Here is a 14,749-nt window from a genome sequence, read left to right on the forward strand (position 1 = left end):
GCGGCGCCGTCGGGCACCTGCGAGCACGTGCACCCGGCCGGTCCGGCGCGCGGCGGTGCCGCGGGACAATGGACGGCGTGGATCTTGACGCGTTCTCGGCTCTCCTGACCGACGAGGGGCAGTCGCTGCTGGCCTCCCTGCGGGACTACGACCCCGCCGCCGAACTGGCGACCGCGACGCGGCTGCGGCGGGAGCACGACGCCGGGCTGGTGGCGGCCGCGCTGACGCAGGCGCGGCTGCGGCAGCGGGCGGTGGCGAAGTTCGGCGGGGACGCCTACCGGATGTACTTCACGCCCGACGGGGTCGAGCAGTCGACGCGGGCCTCCGTCGCCCGGCACCGTGCCGAGCGGTTCGCCGCCCTCGGGGTGCGGCGGCTGGCGGACCTGTGCTGCGGGATCGGCGGGGACGCCGTCCCGCTGGCCCGCGCCGGGGTGGAGGTGCTGGCGGTCGACCGCTCCCCGCTGACCTGCGCGGTGGTGCGGGCGAACGCGGAGGCGCTGGGGCTGGCGGGCCTGATCGAGGTGCGCTGCGCCGATGTGACGGAGATCGCCGCAGACGGCTGCGACGCCGTCTTCGTCGATCCGGCCCGGCGCGGCGGGCGGGGCAGGATCTTCGACCCCGAGGCCTACTCCCCGCCCCTGTCGTGGGCGGTCGCGGCGGCGCGGAAGGCGCCGCTGGCCGCCCTGAAGGTGGCGCCGGGCATCCCGCACGAGGCCGTGCCGGAGGACGCCGAGGCGGAGTGGGTCTCCGACCACGGCGACGTGAAGGAGGCCGTGCTGTGGTTCGGCACCGCGCCGGGCACCCGCCGCGCGACCCTCCTGCCGTCGGGGGCCACGCTGCCCGCCGCCGGGCTCCCCGACCCGCAGGTGCGCCCCGTGGGTCGCTGGCTGTACGAGCCGGATGGCGCGGTCATCCGGGCGCACATGGTGGCCGACGTGGCGGCGCGGGTCGGCGGCGGGCTGATCGACGCGACCATCGCCTACGTCACCTCGGACGAGCGGCACACGACGCCGTACGCGACCGCCTACGAGATCACCGACGTGCTGCCCTTCAACCTCAAGCGGCTCAAGGCGCTGCTGCGCGAACGCGAGGTCGGCGTGCTGACCGTGAAGAAGCGCGGCTCGGCCGTCGAACCGGAGGAGGTGCGCCGCCGGGTCAAGCCCCAGGGCCCGCACGCGGCCACGGTCTTCCTGACCCGTGTCGCGGGCGCCCCGAGCATGCTGCTGGGCAGCCCGGCCGGGACGAGCGGCCCCGCACGCGCCTGACGGGGGCTACGCGGGCCCCAGAAGGCTCCCCACGACGCCCGGCACGTCGGTGAGGGCACCGGCGAGGGCGGTGGGTCCACAGCTCTCCAGGGCGGGGCCGGTGTACCCCCAGACCGCGCCGATCGAAGGGACCCCGGCGGCCGCCGCGGCGGCGACGTCGGAAGGGCTGTCGCCCACGAAGCAGGCGCGCCCCGGTGGCACCCCGAGCCGGTCGAGCGCGAGCAGGATCCCCTCCCCGGAGGGCTTCGGCGCCGCGTCGCCCCACCCGACCACCGCGCCGAAGTGGGCGGACAGCTCCGCGGGGACGAGCCGCGCCACCCGGCTCGCGGGCTGCATGGTCACCACCCCGATCGCCGTGCCGGAGGCCGCGAGGTCGCGCAGCACGCCCGCGGCGCCCGGGAACGGGGACGCACCCCACGTGGCGAGGGCGAGCGCGTCCTCCCAGGCGGCACCGAACACCGTCGCCTCGTCGGTCACGCCGAGCCGTGCCAGGTGTTGGTGATGGGGAAGGTGGTCGAGTCCGGCCGGCAGCCGGCTCTCGTCCACGTGCTCGCCGAGGGCCGCGCGGGCGACGTCGAGGATCGCCTGCCGCATCGCCCGCCGGCTGTCGAGGAGGACGCCGTCGAGATCGAAGAGGACGGCACAGCCGGAGTTGGTCATCGGGTCTTCTCGCCACCTGCCGGAAACGCCTCCCGGACACCGGCCGTCCGGCAGGACGCCTGCTCGGGGACGCCAAGACAGAAACCCGGTTGCGATCGACGCCGGACTCATCATACGACCGGCCCTCCCCTGACCTGGGCCTACGCCCCCTCACCCACCGCCTCGAAGCGCCAGCGGTGGACGGCCCGCCGGGCCAGCCCCTCGTCCGGTTCGGGGAGTTCGGGCAGTCGCGCGTCGTACGGGGCGTCCCACCAGGTGATGACCAGGACCCGGTCCTGCGGGGCCGAGAAGGTCTCCCGGCGCAGCGGGGCCGGCGAGAGCGACCGCGAGCGGGCCCACGCCAGCAGCTCGGGCCCGCGCCCCTCGACTGCGCGGGCCTCCCACATCAGGGCGACGGTCACGAGTAGAGGTTGTCCTTGCTGAGCTCGTGGACGTGGTCGTGATCGTGGTCGTGCGTGTGCCCGGGCACGGACACGTCCGTGACCTGCAGCGAGGAGTCCGCCGGAAGGTCCCACGTGGACGACGGCCGGCCGCGGGCCACCATCTCCGCGCCGAGGGCCGCGACCATGGCGCCGTTGTCGGTGCACAGCTTGGGCCGCGGCACGCGCAGGAGGATCCCCGCGTCCTCGCAGCGCTCCTGCGCCAGCGAGCGCAGCCGGGTGTTGGCCGCGACGCCGCCGCCGATCATCAGATGGTCGACGCCGTTGTCCTTGCAGGCCCGGATCGCCTTGCGGGTGAGGACGTCGACGACGGCCTCCTGGAAGGACGCGGACACGTCGGCGACCGGCACCTCCACGCCCTCCCGGCGCTTGGACTCGATCCACCGGGCCACCGCGGTCTTCAGGCCGGAGAAGGAGAAGTCGTAGACCGGGTCGCGGGAGCCGGTCAGGCCGCGGGGGAAGCGGATCGCGGCCGGGTCCCCCTCGCGGGCCGCGCGGTCGATGGCGGGGCCGCCGGGGAAGCCGAGGCCCAGCACACGCGCGACCTTGTCGAAGGCCTCGCCCGCCGCGTCGTCGATGGTGGAGCCCAGCGGGCGCACGTCGCCGGTGATGTCGGGGGCCAGCAGCAGCGAGGAGTGGCCGCCGGACACCAGCAGCGCCATCGTCGGCTCGGGCAGCGGCCCGTGCTCCAACTGGTCCACGCAGATGTGCGAGGCGAGGTGGTTGACCCCGTACAGCGGCTTGCCGAGCGCATAGGCGTACGCCTTGGCCGCGGACACGCCGACCAGCAGGGCGCCCGCGAGCCCGGGCCCCGCGGTGACGGCGATCCCGTCGAGGTCGGAGGCGGCGACGCCGGCCTCCTTCAGCGCGCGCTGGATCGTGGGGACCATCGCCTCCAGGTGCGCGCGGCTGGCGACCTCGGGCACGACGCCGCCGAAGCGGGCGTGCTCGTCGACGCTGGACGCGACCGCGTCTGCGAGCAGGGTGTGCCCGCGCACGATGCCGACACCGGTCTCGTCGCAGGACGTCTCGATGCCGAGGACAAGGGGCTCGTCAGCCATGGGTGGTCTCTGTTCCTTGTAGTCCCGGTACGTCAGGGGAGGCGGGCAGCTCGCCGAGCCTCATCACGAGGGCGTCGACGTTGCCCGGCTGGTAGTAGCCGCGCCGGAAGCCGATCGGCTCGAAGCCGAAGCGCGCGTAAAGCCGCTGGGCGCGGACGTTGTCGACGCGCACCTCCAGCAGCACCTCGTGGCACTCGAATGCGGTGGCCCGGCGCAGCAGTTCGGCGAGCAGCCGGGCGCCGAGGCCGGTGCCCCACTGCTCGGTGGCGACGGCGATGGTCTGCACGTCGCCGGTGCCGCCGACGGCGGCCAGGCCCGCGTAGCCGACGACCCGTCCGGTGCCGTCCTCGGCCACGAGGTAGTACCGGGTCGCCGAAGGGTGTCGCGCGTCGGCCAGTTCGGACCAGAACATCCCGCGCGACCACGCGTCGTCCGGGAAGAGCCCGTGTTCCAGCTCCATCACCGGGTCCAGGTCCCACCAGCGCATCTCGCGCATCACCGCGGTCACTTCGGCAGGACCGCCTTGTAGCCGGCGGGCACCTGGGCGTCCGGGCGGCGCAGATAGAGCGGCAGCGCGGGGAGGAAGTCCTCGCCGTCCGCCAGCTTCACGGCGGCCAGCGCGGCCAGCGCGGCGGCGGACTGGTCGGCGGGCGGCCGGACGTCGGTGAAGACCTCGGGGTAGAGGGCGGCGCCGGCGCCGACCGCGGGCACCCCGGCGACCTCGTCGGCGATGTCGCCGGGCCGGTCCACGGCAGGGTCGGTCACCCGGGCCCGCGGGCCCTCGTACCGGGCCCAGTAGACCTCCTTGCGGCGGGCGTCCGTCGCCACGACGAACGGACCCTCGACGCCGGCGGCGTACGCCAGTCCGTCGAGGGTGCAGATCCCGTGGACGGGGACGCCGAGGACGTCGGCGAAGGAGACCGCGGTCACCAGTCCGACGCGCAGCCCCGTGTACGGGCCGGGGCCGACGCCGACCACGATCCCGGTCACGTCGCCCAGCGCGGTCCCGGCCTCCCGCAGCACGCGGTCCACGGCGGGCATCAGCAGTTCCCCGTGCCGTCGCGCGTCGATCTCCGTCGACTCTGCGAGCACGCGCCGGCCGTCGTGCAGGGCGGCCGTCACGGCGGGGGTTGCGGTATCGAAGGCAAGCAGCAGCACGCGTTCAGCCTACGGCGTTCACCGGGGTGGCCCCGCCAGGACGGGGGCGCCGCCGCGGCCCGGGACGGCGCTCCCGTCGCCGTGCGGCACGGCTGCTAACGTCAACCCAGCGTGACGCCCACCTCCGGAGGAAAGCCGTGGCAAGGATCGGTTCAGGGACGATCGTGACCGGACTGACCGCAGCCGCCCTGGCCGCCGTCGGCGTACTCGCCGTCCAGGCCTCCGGCTCCGCCGACGAGATGCCCGAGAGCGTCCGCCCCGCGGCCGCCGGCGGCACCGGCACCACCGCGGCGGCCTCCGCCTCGCCCTCGCCGGAGAGGAAGAACGAGCTCCCCGCGGCCTCCGGCAGCGGCACCAGGGTCGTGTACTCGCTCCGCTCGGACCGCGTGTGGCTGGTCGGCGAGGACGGGAAGGCGCGCACCACCTACGTGGTCGTCCCCGGCACCGTCGACCCCGCCCCCGGTACCTACTCCGTGGCCTCCCGCAGCGCCACCGGGGTCGGCGGCGACGGCGTGGCCGTCGAGAACGTGGTGCGGTTCACCACCGTGGACAGCGTGGTGATCGGCTTCAGCGCGGCGAAGGACGGCTCCCTGCCCGACGCCCCGCCCCCGGGCCAGCAGACCGGCGGCATCCGCGAGAAGCGGAAGGACGGCGCGGCGCTGTGGAAGTTCGCGACCATCGGCAGCAAGATCGTCGTCGTCCGCTGATTTCCCCCGGAGGAGTGAACGCCCTCGGGGCTCGTACGACGGGCGGGTAGCGGGCACCCCGCGTCCCGCTGTGCTGCCGGTCCGGCCCGGCAGCACGGATCGCTCCCGCTCAGGCCGCGTCCGCCTGGGGCCGCGTCGTGGGCTCGTCCTGCGTCGCGTCCGGTTCCGGCTCCTCGTGCTCCCCCGGCGGGGTGCACACCGCGTTCGCCGCCGCGGACGCCGCGAGCAGCGCCTGCACCGAGTAACCCGGCTCCGGCTCCGGGGCCGTGTGGGCCGACATGGATGCCTCCTGGGTCCGACGGGGTCGGGTTAGGCAGCCCTAACCAGCTCCTGGACTCCAGAAGAACACGTGGGACGTGCCGCACGCAACATCTTCCCGACACCTTGTCGGAACGGTTACGCGCTCAGACGCCGAGCCCCGCCAGGTCCTCACCGGCCCAGCGCGCGCCGACGCCGGTGACGACGACCTCGCGCACGTCGTGGTCCTCCTGCCCGTTCCCCGCGACCTCCCCCACCGCGCGGTGGATCACCAGCTGCAGCCGGTCGTCGGAGAGCTCCTCGACCTTGCCCTCGCCCCACTCGACCACGACCACCGACTCCGGCAGCGAGACGTCGAGGTCCAGGTCCTCCATCTCGTCGAGGCCGCCGGCCAGCCGGTACGCGTCCACGTGCACCAGGGCCGGGCCGCCGGACAGCGAGGGATGCACCCGCGCGATCACGAAGGTCGGCGACGTCACCGCGCCGCGGACGCCCATGCCCTCGCCGAGGCCTCGGGTCAGCGTGGTCTTGCCCGCGCCCAGGTCACCGCTGAGGACGACGAGGTCGCCGGCGCGCAGCAGCGGCGCGAGACGGCGCCCCAGCTCGCGCATCTGTTCAGGGGTCTTGACCGTGACCCGGATCGCTTCCATGCCGATGGCTTCCATGCCCATGTGCCCGAATGCTACGCGCCGCCGGAGGCCACCCGGTCCGCCCTGCCCGGCCCCGCGGGCGGCGGCACCGCCAGTTCGCGCAGCGCCTGCGGGACCGGGGCGCGCGAGGCGTCGGCCGCCTCGGCGAGCAGCGCGGCCAGGTGCGTGCTGACCAGCTCGGGGTGCTCCAGCATGACCAGGTGCCCGGCACCGGGCACCACCACCAGCTCGGTGTCCGGCAGGCGCTCGGCGATGGACCTGCTGTGCTCACTGGGCGTCAGCAGGTCCTTGTCCCCGGCCAGTACGAGCCCGGGCAGGCCGTCCAGCACGTCCAGGGCCTCGCTCTTCTCGTGCTCGGTGAAGGCCGGGTAGAACTCGGCGACGACGTCGATCGGGGTCGACTCGATCATCCGCTCGGCGAAGCGCGCTACGCCCGGGTCCACGTCCGAGCCGAAGGAGTAGCGCTTGATGATCCCGGCGAAGAGGTCGGCCGTCGCCCGGCGCCCCCGCTCCACCAGGTCGACCTGGGTGCCCAGGATCCGCAGCACCCCCGGCGCCAGCGCCCGCAGGGCCCGGGCGCCCGCCGCCGGCAGACCCAGCGTCACGCTGGCCAGCTTGCCGGAGGAGGTGCCGACGAAGGCGAAGCCGGCCACCCGCTCGGCGACCGTCTCGGGGAACTGGTCGGCGAAGGCCATGACCGTCATGCCCCCCATGGAGTGCCCGACGAGCACCAGCGGGCCCTCCGGCGCGGCGGCGTCCAGGACCGCCTTCAGGTCGCGGCCGAGCTGGTCGATCGTGGCGGGCCCGCCGTCCGCCTGGTCGTTGCCCCGGCCGGAGCGGCCGTGGCTGCGCTGGTCCCAGTAGACGGCGCGTATCGCCCCGCGCAGCGCGGCGCGCTGGAAGTGCCAGGAGTCCTGGTTGAGGCAGTAGCCGTGGCTGAAGACCACGGTCAGCGGCGGCGCCTGGCCGCCGCGGCGGAAGAACTGCCAGCGGCGCGGCGGCACGGCCGCGTCGGCCACCGCCGGGTCCGCCTCCTCGACCTCGTAGTAGAGCTCGGTGCCGTCCTCGGCGACGGCCCGGCCCGGCATCCCGCGCAGCGAGCCGTAGGGCCCGGCCAGGTCGAGGGCGAGCCGGGCGCGCTTGCGCATGCCCCGGCCGACCGTGGCCCGCTCCAGCGCCACACCGGCGGCGGCGCCCGCCGCCACGACGCCGATGGCCGCACCGACGATCCCGGCGCGCTGCCAGCGCCCGGAAGCGGCGGCCGCTTCGGCCACCGCCTCGATCGCCCCCGTTGCCTTACCGCTCTCGGTCATGGTCGTACCGCTGCTTCCCCTCGGCTACGCGTTTACGTACCCACGTAGACGCGCGGCACCCGGGTCCCGATCCGAGTGACGATCTCGTACGCGATGGTGCCCGCCGCCCGCGCCCAGTCCTCGGCGGTCGGCTCACCGCGGTCACCGGGGCCGAACAGTACCGCTTCGTCACCGGCGTCGGCGCGGTCGCCCCCGAGGTCGACCACGAACTGGTCCATCGCCACCCGCCCGGCGACCGTCCGCCACTTGCCCGCCACCAGCACCGGGCCGGTGCCCGAGGCGTGCCGCGGGACGCCGTCGGCGTACCCGACGGGCACCAGGGCGAGGGTGGTCTCGCCGGGCGTCGTGTAGTGGTGCCCGTACGAGACCCCGTGGCCGCCGGGGACGCGCTTGGCCGAGGCCAGCCGCGCCGACAGCGTCATCACCGGCCGCAGCCCGAACTCGGCCGGGCCGCCGACCTGCGGGACCGGCGAGATCCCGTACATCGCCACGCCGGTCCTGACCAGGTCGAAGTGCGCCTCGGGCAGGGTCAGGGTGGCCGGGGAGTTCGCCATGTGCCGGACCTCGGGGCGCAGTCCGGCGCGCTCGGCGGTCTCCAGGGCGGAGCGGAAGACGGCGAGCTGCGCCGCGATGGAGGGGTGACCGGGCTCGTCGGCGCACGCGAAGTGCGACCACAGTCCGGTGACCTCGACCAGGCCCTCGGCCTCGGCGGCCCGGGCGGCGGCGACCAGGTCGGGCCACTCCGCGGGCTGGGCGCCGTTGCGGCCCAGGCCCGTGTCCGCCTTCAGCTGGACGCGCGCGGTCCGGCCCGCGGCCGCGGCGGCCTCCGAGACCTCGCGCAGCGCCCACAGCGCGCTGACCGTCACGTCGACGTCCGCCTCCACGGCGGCCCGCCACGGCCCGCCCGGCGTCCACAGCCAGCACAGCACGGGGGCCGTGATCCCGGCCGCGCGCAGTGCCAGCGCCTCCTCGGGCGTGGCCGTGCCCAGCCAGCCGGCGCCCGCCTCCAGAGCGGCCCGGGCGCACGGCACCATCCCGTGGCCGTAGGCGTCCGCCTTGACCACGGCCATGAGCCCGGAGCGGGGCGCGCGGGCGCGCAGCGCCGCGACGTTGGACCGCAGGGCGGCGAGGTCGACCGTGGCCTGGGCGCGCAGATTCGTCTCATCCATCGCGCCCAGTGTCTCAGGCCGGCCCTGTGCCACCGTCACGTGGCGGGTTTGGCGCCCCACACGTACACCGCCTCCTGGATCTTCAGGACGTTCCACAGCAGGCGCGCGTTGCGGTTGGAGAGGTTGATGCAGCCGTGCGATCCGGGCGCCTTGTAGACGCTCCCGGGAGTGGCGTGCATCGCCTGGCCGCCACTGAAGAACTGGCTGTAGGGCATCGGGGCGTCGTAGATGTCCGAGACGTGGTTCTTGTGGCGCCAGTAGACGGAGAAGCGGCCGGTGCGGGTGAGGTAGCCCTTGCGGCCGCTGCGGATGGCGACCGGGCCGAAGACGACCTTGGTGCTGCTGCTCTGCACCCACAGCAGCTGGCGATTGAGGTCGATGCAGACGATGCGCTTGCCCCGGGCCGGGGCCGGGCAGCGGCGCGAGGCGTTCGGGCCCTTCGTGGTGGCCTCGTCGAGGCGGAGGTAGCCCCAGGTGGTGGGTCCCGCGAAGCCGGTGGCGGGGACGATGCCCCTGGACTTCTGGAAGCGGCGGATCTCCGCGCAGTCGGCCGCGGACTGGCTGCCGTTCACGGGCAGCCGCAGCCGCTTCTCCGCCTCGCGCTGGTAGGGGCCGGTGAAGGACGTGCAGTACTCGCCGCCCTCCGGGTTCTCCCCGTCCCCCTCGTCGTAGTACGGGTCCTCGTTCTTCTCCGCCGCCGCCCGCTCCTCCTGGAACTTCCGGGCCCGCTCGACGTCCTCGGCCGGCACGAACTCCACCAATTGCGGGTCCACCCAGTCCTCGTCCTCGTCCTCGGCGGGCGCGGCGCTGCGCTGGGGCTCGGCGGCCGGCATGCCGATCCGGCGGGGCGGGGCGCCCTGGTCGGGGGTGTCGACCTGCCGGGAGGCCACCGGGCCGAAGGGGACCCCGGGGACGAGGCGGTCGACCGGCACCGGCCGGTCGCCGTCGTCCGCGACGGCCGTCGTGTGCGCACCGAGTCCCGCCAGGGCGATCACCGCCGCGGTGAGCAGCCGGGCCCTACTTCTGGCATACGTTCCCATGAACACACAAATTGACCCGCGGCCGCCCGGCGGAACGCCGCGTCGGCGGACTCCACCCGTTTCGCCCAGTTGACGGCGGCTCAGGACCTGATGTCGCGCCAGGCACCGGGAAGGGCGGCGGCCACGTCGTGCGCGGCGACCGGCGCGCCCACCGGGCCCGCGGCGACCCGCGCCGACAGTCCGTGCAGGTAGGCACCGACCGAGGCCGCGTCACGCGGGGCGAGCCCGGCGGCCAGCAGGGACCCGGTGATCCCGGAGAGCACGTCACCGCTGCCCGCCGTGGCCAGCCAGGACGTCCCCGTGGGGTTGACCCGGACCGGTACCCCCGGCTCCGGGGACGCGACGAGCGTCGTGGAGCCCTTCAGCAGCGCCGTCGCCCCGAAGGCGTCGGCCAGGCGCCGCACGTGGTCCAGCCGCGCCGCCTCCACCTCCTCGCGGGCCACGCCGAGCAGCGCCGCAGCCTCCCCCGCGTGCGGGGTCAGCACGGTGCCCGCGGTGCGGGAGCGCACGACGGCCCGGTCCAGCAGCCGCAGGCCGTCCGCGTCGACGAGCACGGGCACGTCCGAGGCGAGCACGTCGTCCACCGCGCGCCGCGCCTCCGGCCCGTCGCCCAGCCCCGGGCCCACCACCCAGGCCTGCACCCGGCCGGCCTTGTGCGGCGGCCCCGCCGACACCAGCGTCTCCGGGAAGCGGGCCAGCACGGCCTGCGCCCCCGGGCCCACGTACCGCACCGCCCCCGCGCCCGCGCGCAGCGCCCCGGCCACCGCGAGCACCGCGGCCCCGGGGTAGCGCTCCGAGCCCGCGACGACGCCGACCACCCCGCGCCGGTACTTGTCGCTCTCGGCGTCCGGGACCGGCAGCAGGGCGGCGACGTCGGCGTGCTGCAGCGCCTCCAGGCCGGGCGGGGTGCCGTCCAGTTCGGGGCCGAGGCCGATGTCGACCAGGCGCAGGGCGCCCGCGTGCTCGGCGGCGGGGTCCACGAGCAGGCCCGGCTTGTAGGTGCCGAACGTCACCGTCATGTCCGCGCGCACCGCCGCGCCCCGGACCTCGCCGGTGTCGGCGTCCACACCGCTGGGCAGGTCCACGGCGACCACGACCGCCCGGGACGCGTGCGCGGCCTCCGCCAGCGGCACCGCCCCGGGGCGCAGGCCGCCCTTGCCGCCGATGCCCACGATGCCGTCCAGCACGAGGTCGGCGCGGTGGACCAGGGCCACAGCGTCCACGTCCTCCGGGGTGACGGCACGGCCGCCCGCGGCGCGCAGGGCCGCCAGGCCGCCGCGGTGCGCCTTCTGCGGCGCCAGCAGGACGGCGGTCACCCCCGCCCCCCGCCGCGCCAGGCGCGCCCCCGCGTACAGGGCGTCGCCGCCGTTGTCCCCGCTCCCGGTCAGCACGACGACGCGGGCCGCGTAGACCCCGCCCCCGGCGCCGAGCGCGTTCGCGCACGCCGCCGCGAGGCCGGCCGCCGCCCGCTGCATCAGGGCCCCCTCCGGAACCCGCGCCATGAGCGCCCGCTCCGCCGCCCGTACGGTCTCCACGCTGTACGCCACCCGCATGCGGCCATGTTCCCACCGCGGGCGCGCGGTTGCGCGCGGTGCGCGCGTGTGTGCGGCACGGTTGTGGTTGCGGCCGGTTGGTTGTGTGCGGGGTTGTCTGCGCCTGCGGGCGGCTGCGCCGGGCTGCCCGGTGGTTGTGTGCGGGTGCGTTGTGGTTGCGGGCCGGGTGCCCCGGGCTGCCCGGTTGTTGTGTGCGGGTTGTTTGCGCCTGCGGCGGGCGGTTCTCCCGCCCTCCCTCCCGATTGCCCGGCGCGGTCAGTGACCGCCTCGCGCGTGCGTGGTGGGCCGGGGCGGGGCCTCCGGGGCTGCACGTCCTGGACTGGGTTATTTACGTGCATGACGGGCGGTCCAAGTCCGAGCCCCGGATGCCGCACACAAATATCCCGCAGCGTCCAGAACATCCACCCCTACGACCCCACCCCCTCCGAATCCGTGAGCGACCGACGGCCGGAGGGGGGTAGAGCGCGGTCCGGGGTTGCCGCACCCGTCTCACTGAACGCCCACGGCCGTCAGGCGCCCTGGGCCAGGGGGGCTTTCGGGGCGCTCGGGCTGATGCCGGCGGAAGGGCGCGCGGGCGCTGATCGCTCTGCTGAGCGGCCTGTTGTTGTGTGCGTGTTCCTGCCCTTTTTCGGCCTTCGGTCAGGGGCGGGCTGGTTCGGTGCGGGCGGTGTGGTTCCAAGGCTGAACCTGGTTGCGAGTCGGCCGCCCGCCGGAGGTCAGGGGTCGTCCCCCATCGGCAATCGTCGCGATCTGCCGCCTGGCGACCTTAGGCGTCGCCGTGACACAGGCAAGCCCTGCGAGCACCGGTGGGTGAGGTGCGCCAGCCGTCCACTGGGAGGTGCCACCCCCGGCCACGGGTGCGCGCACCCTCGCTCGGCCTCCGACCGGGGGACCCCCTGCTGAAGGCAGCTCCCGGCGGTGTGGGGAGGGGCGCCCCCCATCACCCCCCCTCCGGCCGTTGGTCGCCCGCGATACGGAGGGGGCGGGGTCGTAGGGGTGGGCGTTCTGGACGCTGACGTGTATTTGTTGTGCGGCACAGACGGCAAGAACCTGGACCGCCCGTCATGCACATAAATATGCGGTACAGAATGCCCAGCCCCGGAGGCCCCGCCCCCGGCCCACCACGCACGCGCGCAGGCCCGCACCAACCGCGCCGGGCAATCGGGCAGGAGGGCGGGGGATGCCCGCCGCAGGCGCAGACGACCCGCACACAACAGCCGGGCCCCACAGAACGCACCCCGGAACGGGTCACCCCTCCGCGATGACCACCGCCGACGCGACCCCCGCATCGTGGCTGAGGGAGATGTGGAACGCCCGTACCCCCAACTGCTCCGCCCGTGCCGCCACCGTCCCCCGGACGACAAGCCGCGGCTGCCCCGAATCCTCCGTGACGACCTCCGCGTCCGACCAGTGCAGCCCCCCGGGCGCCCCCAGCGCCTTCGCCACCGCCTCCTTCGCGGCGAACCGCGCCGCGAGGGAGGCGCTGCCCCGGCGGGCCCCGCTGGGGAGGTGGAGTTCGCCGGGAAGGAAGAGCCGCTCGGCCAGGCCGGGCGTGCGCTCCAGGGACCGCTCGAAGCGGTCGATCTCCGCGACGTCGATGCCCACCCCGATGATCACGGCGTGATCACTCGACCGTGACGGACTTCGCGAGGTTCCGCGGCTGGTCGACCTCGTTCCCGCGGGCCGTGGCCAGTTCGCACGCGAAGACCTGCAGCGGCACGGTCGCGACCAGCGGCTGCAGCAGCGTCGGGGTCTGCGGGACCCGCACCAGGTGGTCGGCGTAGGGGACGACGGACTCGTCGCCCTCCTCCGCGATGACGATGGTGCGCGCGCCGCGGGCCCGGATCTCCTGGATGTTGGAGACGATCTTGTCGTGCAGCACCGAGCGTCCGCGCGGCGACGGCACGACCACGACGACCGGGAGGTCCTCCTCGATCAGCGCGATGGGGCCGTGCTTGAGCTCGCCGGCGGCGAAGCCCTCGGCGTGCATGTAGGCGAGTTCCTTGAGCTTGAGCGCGCCCTCCAGGGCCACGGGGTAGCCCACGTGGCGGCCGAGGAAGAGGACGGTGTTCTTGTCCTTGAGGGAGCGGGCCAGTTCGCGGACCGGCTCCATGGTCTCCAGGACCTGCTCGACCTTTCGGGAGATCTGGGAGAGCTCGCGGATGACGGCGAGGATCTCGTCGCCCCACTTCGTGCCGCGCACCTGGCCCAGGTAGAGGGCGACGAGGTAGCAGGCGACGACCTGGGTGAGGAACGCCTTGGTGGAGGCGACGGCGACCTCGGGGCCGGCGTGCGTGTAGAGCACCGCGTCGGACTCGCGCGGGATGGTGGAGCCGTTGGTGTTGCAGATGGCCAGCACCTTGGAGCCCTGCTCGCGGGCGTGCCGCAGGGCCATGAGGGTGTCCATGGTCTCGCCGGACTGACTGATGGCGACCACCAGCGTGCGGGGGGCCAGGATCGGGTCGCGGTAGCGGAACTCGCTGGCGAGCTCGACCTCGCAGGGGATGCGGGTCCAGTGCTCGATCGCGTACTTGGCGATCATGCCCGCGTGGAAGGCGGTGCCGCAGGCGACGATGACGATCTTGTCGATCTCGCGCAGCACGGCGGCGGGGATGCGCACCTCGTCGAGGGTCAGCAGGCCGCTCGCGTCGATCCGGCCCAGCAGCGTGTCGGCGACGGCCTTGGGCTGCTCGGCGATCTCCTTGAGCATGAAGTAGTCGTAGCCGCCCTTCTCGGCGGCGGAGGCGTCCCAGTCGATGTGGTACGGCCGGACGTCGGCGGGCTTGCCCTCGAAGTCCGTGACGGTGACCCCCTCGCGGCGCAGTTCGACGACCTGGTCCTGGCCGAGTTCGATGGCGTCGCGGGTGTACGCGATGAAGGCCGAGACATCGGAGGCGAGGAAGTTCTCGCCGTCGCCGACGCCCACGACGAGCGGGGAGTTGCGGCGGGCGCCGACCACGACGTCCGGCTCGTCGGCGTGCACGGCCACCAGGGTGAAGGCGCCTTCGAGGCGGCCGCAGACCTGGCGCATCGCCTCGGCGAGGTCCCCGATGGAGGAGTAGGCCTCGGCGAGGAGGTGGGAGACGACCTCGGTGTCGGTCTCGGAGAGCAGGTCGTGGCCGCGCTCGGCGAGTTCGGCGCGCAGGGCGGCGAAGTTCTCGATGATGCCGTTGTGGACGACGGCGACCCGGCCCGCGTTGTCCAGGTGCGGGTGCGCGTTGGCGTCCGTGGGACCGCCGTGGGTGGCCCAGCGGGTGTGCCCGAGGCCGGCGAGGCCGGCCGGCAGCGGGCGCTCGTCCAGCAGCTTCTCCAGGTTGGCGAGCTTGCCGGCCTTCTTGGCCGAGGCCAGGCCGCCGTCGGCGAGGACGGCGACACCCGCCGAGTCGTAGCCCCGGTACTCGAGCCGCTTCAGACCCGCGATGACAACGTCGAGGGCGGACTGGCCGCCCACGTAACCAACGATTCCGCACATGAG

The 14,749-nt window shown here is 74.7% G+C and carries 15 protein-coding genes; 2 read left to right on the plus strand and 13 right to left on the minus strand.

Annotated elements, in window-relative coordinates:
* Positions 1-68 precede the first annotated feature (68 nt).
* Complete coding sequence (locus OIE69_RS17445) at positions 69-1,265, plus strand: THUMP-like domain-containing protein (RefSeq protein ID WP_326572839.1); 1,197 nt, start codon at positions 69-71, stop codon at positions 1,263-1,265.
* 6 nt (positions 1,266-1,271) lie between these two features.
* Here OIE69_RS17445 and OIE69_RS17450 read toward each other — a convergent pair whose 3' ends face one another.
* The 5 genes from OIE69_RS17450 to tsaB all read right to left on the minus strand — a co-directional run bounded on the left by OIE69_RS17450 (position 1,272) and on the right by tsaB (position 4,584).
* Positions 1,272-1,925: an HAD family hydrolase gene (locus OIE69_RS17450; protein WP_326572840.1), complete on the minus strand. Its 654-nt coding sequence runs from the start codon at positions 1,923-1,925 to the stop codon at positions 1,272-1,274.
* A gap of 140 nt (positions 1,926-2,065) precedes the next feature.
* Positions 2,066-2,326, minus strand: a complete 261-nt coding sequence (locus OIE69_RS17455) for a hypothetical protein (RefSeq protein WP_326572841.1) — start codon at positions 2,324-2,326, stop codon at positions 2,066-2,068.
* A complete protein-coding gene (gene tsaD / locus OIE69_RS17460) occupies positions 2,323-3,426 on the minus strand; it encodes a tRNA (adenosine(37)-N6)-threonylcarbamoyltransferase complex transferase subunit TsaD (RefSeq protein WP_326572842.1) in 1,104 nt (367 codons plus the stop codon). The genes OIE69_RS17455 and tsaD overlap by 4 nt, the downstream gene beginning before the upstream one ends.
* On the minus strand, positions 3,419-3,913 hold the full coding sequence (gene rimI / locus OIE69_RS17465) for a ribosomal protein S18-alanine N-acetyltransferase (RefSeq protein WP_392567664.1): 495 nt from the start codon (positions 3,911-3,913) through the stop codon (positions 3,419-3,421). Before rimI ends, tsaD begins: the two co-directional genes overlap by 8 nt.
* A 17-nt stretch (positions 3,914-3,930) precedes the next feature.
* Positions 3,931-4,584 (minus strand): tRNA (adenosine(37)-N6)-threonylcarbamoyltransferase complex dimerization subunit type 1 TsaB, encoded by a 654-nt coding sequence (tsaB, locus tag OIE69_RS17470; protein ID WP_326572844.1) that lies wholly within the window; start codon positions 4,582-4,584, stop codon positions 3,931-3,933.
* 164 nt (positions 4,585-4,748) lie between these two features.
* Between tsaB and OIE69_RS17475 the strand changes: the two genes are divergently transcribed.
* Complete coding sequence (locus OIE69_RS17475; RefSeq protein ID WP_326572845.1) at positions 4,749-5,291, plus strand: hypothetical protein; 543 nt, start codon at positions 4,749-4,751, stop codon at positions 5,289-5,291.
* 109 nt (positions 5,292-5,400) lie between these two features.
* Here the strand turns inward: OIE69_RS17475 and OIE69_RS17480 are convergent, their stop codons facing one another.
* The 8 genes from OIE69_RS17480 to glmS all read right to left on the minus strand — a co-directional run bounded on the left by OIE69_RS17480 (position 5,401) and on the right by glmS (position 14,746).
* The gene (locus OIE69_RS17480) at positions 5,401-5,571 is read right to left on the minus strand and encodes a hypothetical protein (RefSeq protein ID WP_326572846.1); all 171 of its coding nucleotides are present in this window, start codon (positions 5,569-5,571) and stop codon (positions 5,401-5,403) included.
* Between the two features lie 124 nt (positions 5,572-5,695).
* Positions 5,696-6,220 carry a tRNA (adenosine(37)-N6)-threonylcarbamoyltransferase complex ATPase subunit type 1 TsaE gene (tsaE, locus tag OIE69_RS17485; protein WP_326572847.1) on the minus strand — a complete coding sequence of 175 codons (525 nt, stop codon included), beginning with the start codon at positions 6,218-6,220 and terminating at the stop codon, positions 5,696-5,698.
* 11 nt (positions 6,221-6,231) lie between these two features.
* Positions 6,232-7,512, minus strand: coding sequence for an alpha/beta fold hydrolase (locus OIE69_RS17490; protein WP_326572848.1), 1,281 nt, complete (start codon positions 7,510-7,512; stop codon positions 6,232-6,234).
* A 32-nt stretch (positions 7,513-7,544) separates the two neighbouring features.
* Positions 7,545-8,681, minus strand: a complete 1,137-nt coding sequence (alr, locus tag OIE69_RS17495; protein WP_326572849.1) for an alanine racemase — start codon at positions 8,679-8,681, stop codon at positions 7,545-7,547.
* Between the two features lie 35 nt (positions 8,682-8,716).
* Positions 8,717-9,721, minus strand: a complete 1,005-nt coding sequence (locus tag OIE69_RS17500) for a L,D-transpeptidase family protein (protein ID WP_326572850.1) — start codon at positions 9,719-9,721, stop codon at positions 8,717-8,719.
* Between the two features lie 80 nt (positions 9,722-9,801).
* A complete protein-coding gene (locus OIE69_RS17505; protein WP_326572851.1) occupies positions 9,802-11,274 on the minus strand; it encodes an NAD(P)H-hydrate dehydratase in 1,473 nt (490 codons plus the stop codon).
* Between the two features lie 1,248 nt (positions 11,275-12,522).
* A complete protein-coding gene (locus tag OIE69_RS17510) occupies positions 12,523-12,891 on the minus strand; it encodes a holo-ACP synthase (protein ID WP_326572852.1) in 369 nt (122 codons plus the stop codon).
* Positions 12,892-12,898: 7 nt separating this feature from the next.
* The gene (gene glmS / locus OIE69_RS17515; protein ID WP_326572853.1) at positions 12,899-14,746 is read right to left on the minus strand and encodes a glutamine--fructose-6-phosphate transaminase (isomerizing); all 1,848 of its coding nucleotides are present in this window, start codon (positions 14,744-14,746) and stop codon (positions 12,899-12,901) included.
* Positions 14,747-14,749 lie beyond the last annotated feature (3 nt).

This window comes from Actinacidiphila glaucinigra (assembly GCF_035918135.1).
GTDB lineage: Bacteria > Actinomycetota > Actinomycetes > Streptomycetales > Streptomycetaceae > Actinacidiphila > Actinacidiphila glaucinigra.

Coding starts and splice junctions, on each gene's coding strand:
- OIE69_RS17445 (WP_326572839.1), top strand. CDS start 69: ATGGACGGCGTGGATCTTGACGCGTTCTCGGCTCTCCTGACCGACGAG.
- OIE69_RS17450 (WP_326572840.1), bottom strand. CDS start 1,925: ATGACCAACTCCGGCTGTGCCGTCCTCTTCGATCTCGACGGCGTCCTC.
- tsaD (WP_326572842.1), bottom strand. CDS start 3,426: ATGGCTGACGAGCCCCTTGTCCTCGGCATCGAGACGTCCTGCGACGAG.
- rimI (WP_392567664.1), bottom strand. CDS start 3,913: ATGCGCTGGTGGGACCTGGACCCGGTGATGGAGCTGGAACACGGGCTC.
- OIE69_RS17480 (WP_326572846.1), bottom strand. CDS start 5,571: ATGTCGGCCCACACGGCCCCGGAGCCGGAGCCGGGTTACTCGGTGCAG.
- tsaE (WP_326572847.1), bottom strand. CDS start 6,220: ATGGGCATGGAAGCCATCGGCATGGAAGCGATCCGGGTCACGGTCAAG.
- OIE69_RS17490 (WP_326572848.1), bottom strand. CDS start 7,512: ATGACCGAGAGCGGTAAGGCAACGGGGGCGATCGAGGCGGTGGCCGAA.
- alr (WP_326572849.1), bottom strand. CDS start 8,681: ATGGATGAGACGAATCTGCGCGCCCAGGCCACGGTCGACCTCGCCGCC.
- OIE69_RS17500 (WP_326572850.1), bottom strand. CDS start 9,721: ATGGGAACGTATGCCAGAAGTAGGGCCCGGCTGCTCACCGCGGCGGTG.
- OIE69_RS17505 (WP_326572851.1), bottom strand. CDS start 11,274: ATGCGGGTGGCGTACAGCGTGGAGACCGTACGGGCGGCGGAGCGGGCG.
- glmS (WP_326572853.1), bottom strand. CDS start 14,746: ATGTGCGGAATCGTTGGTTACGTGGGCGGCCAGTCCGCCCTCGACGTT.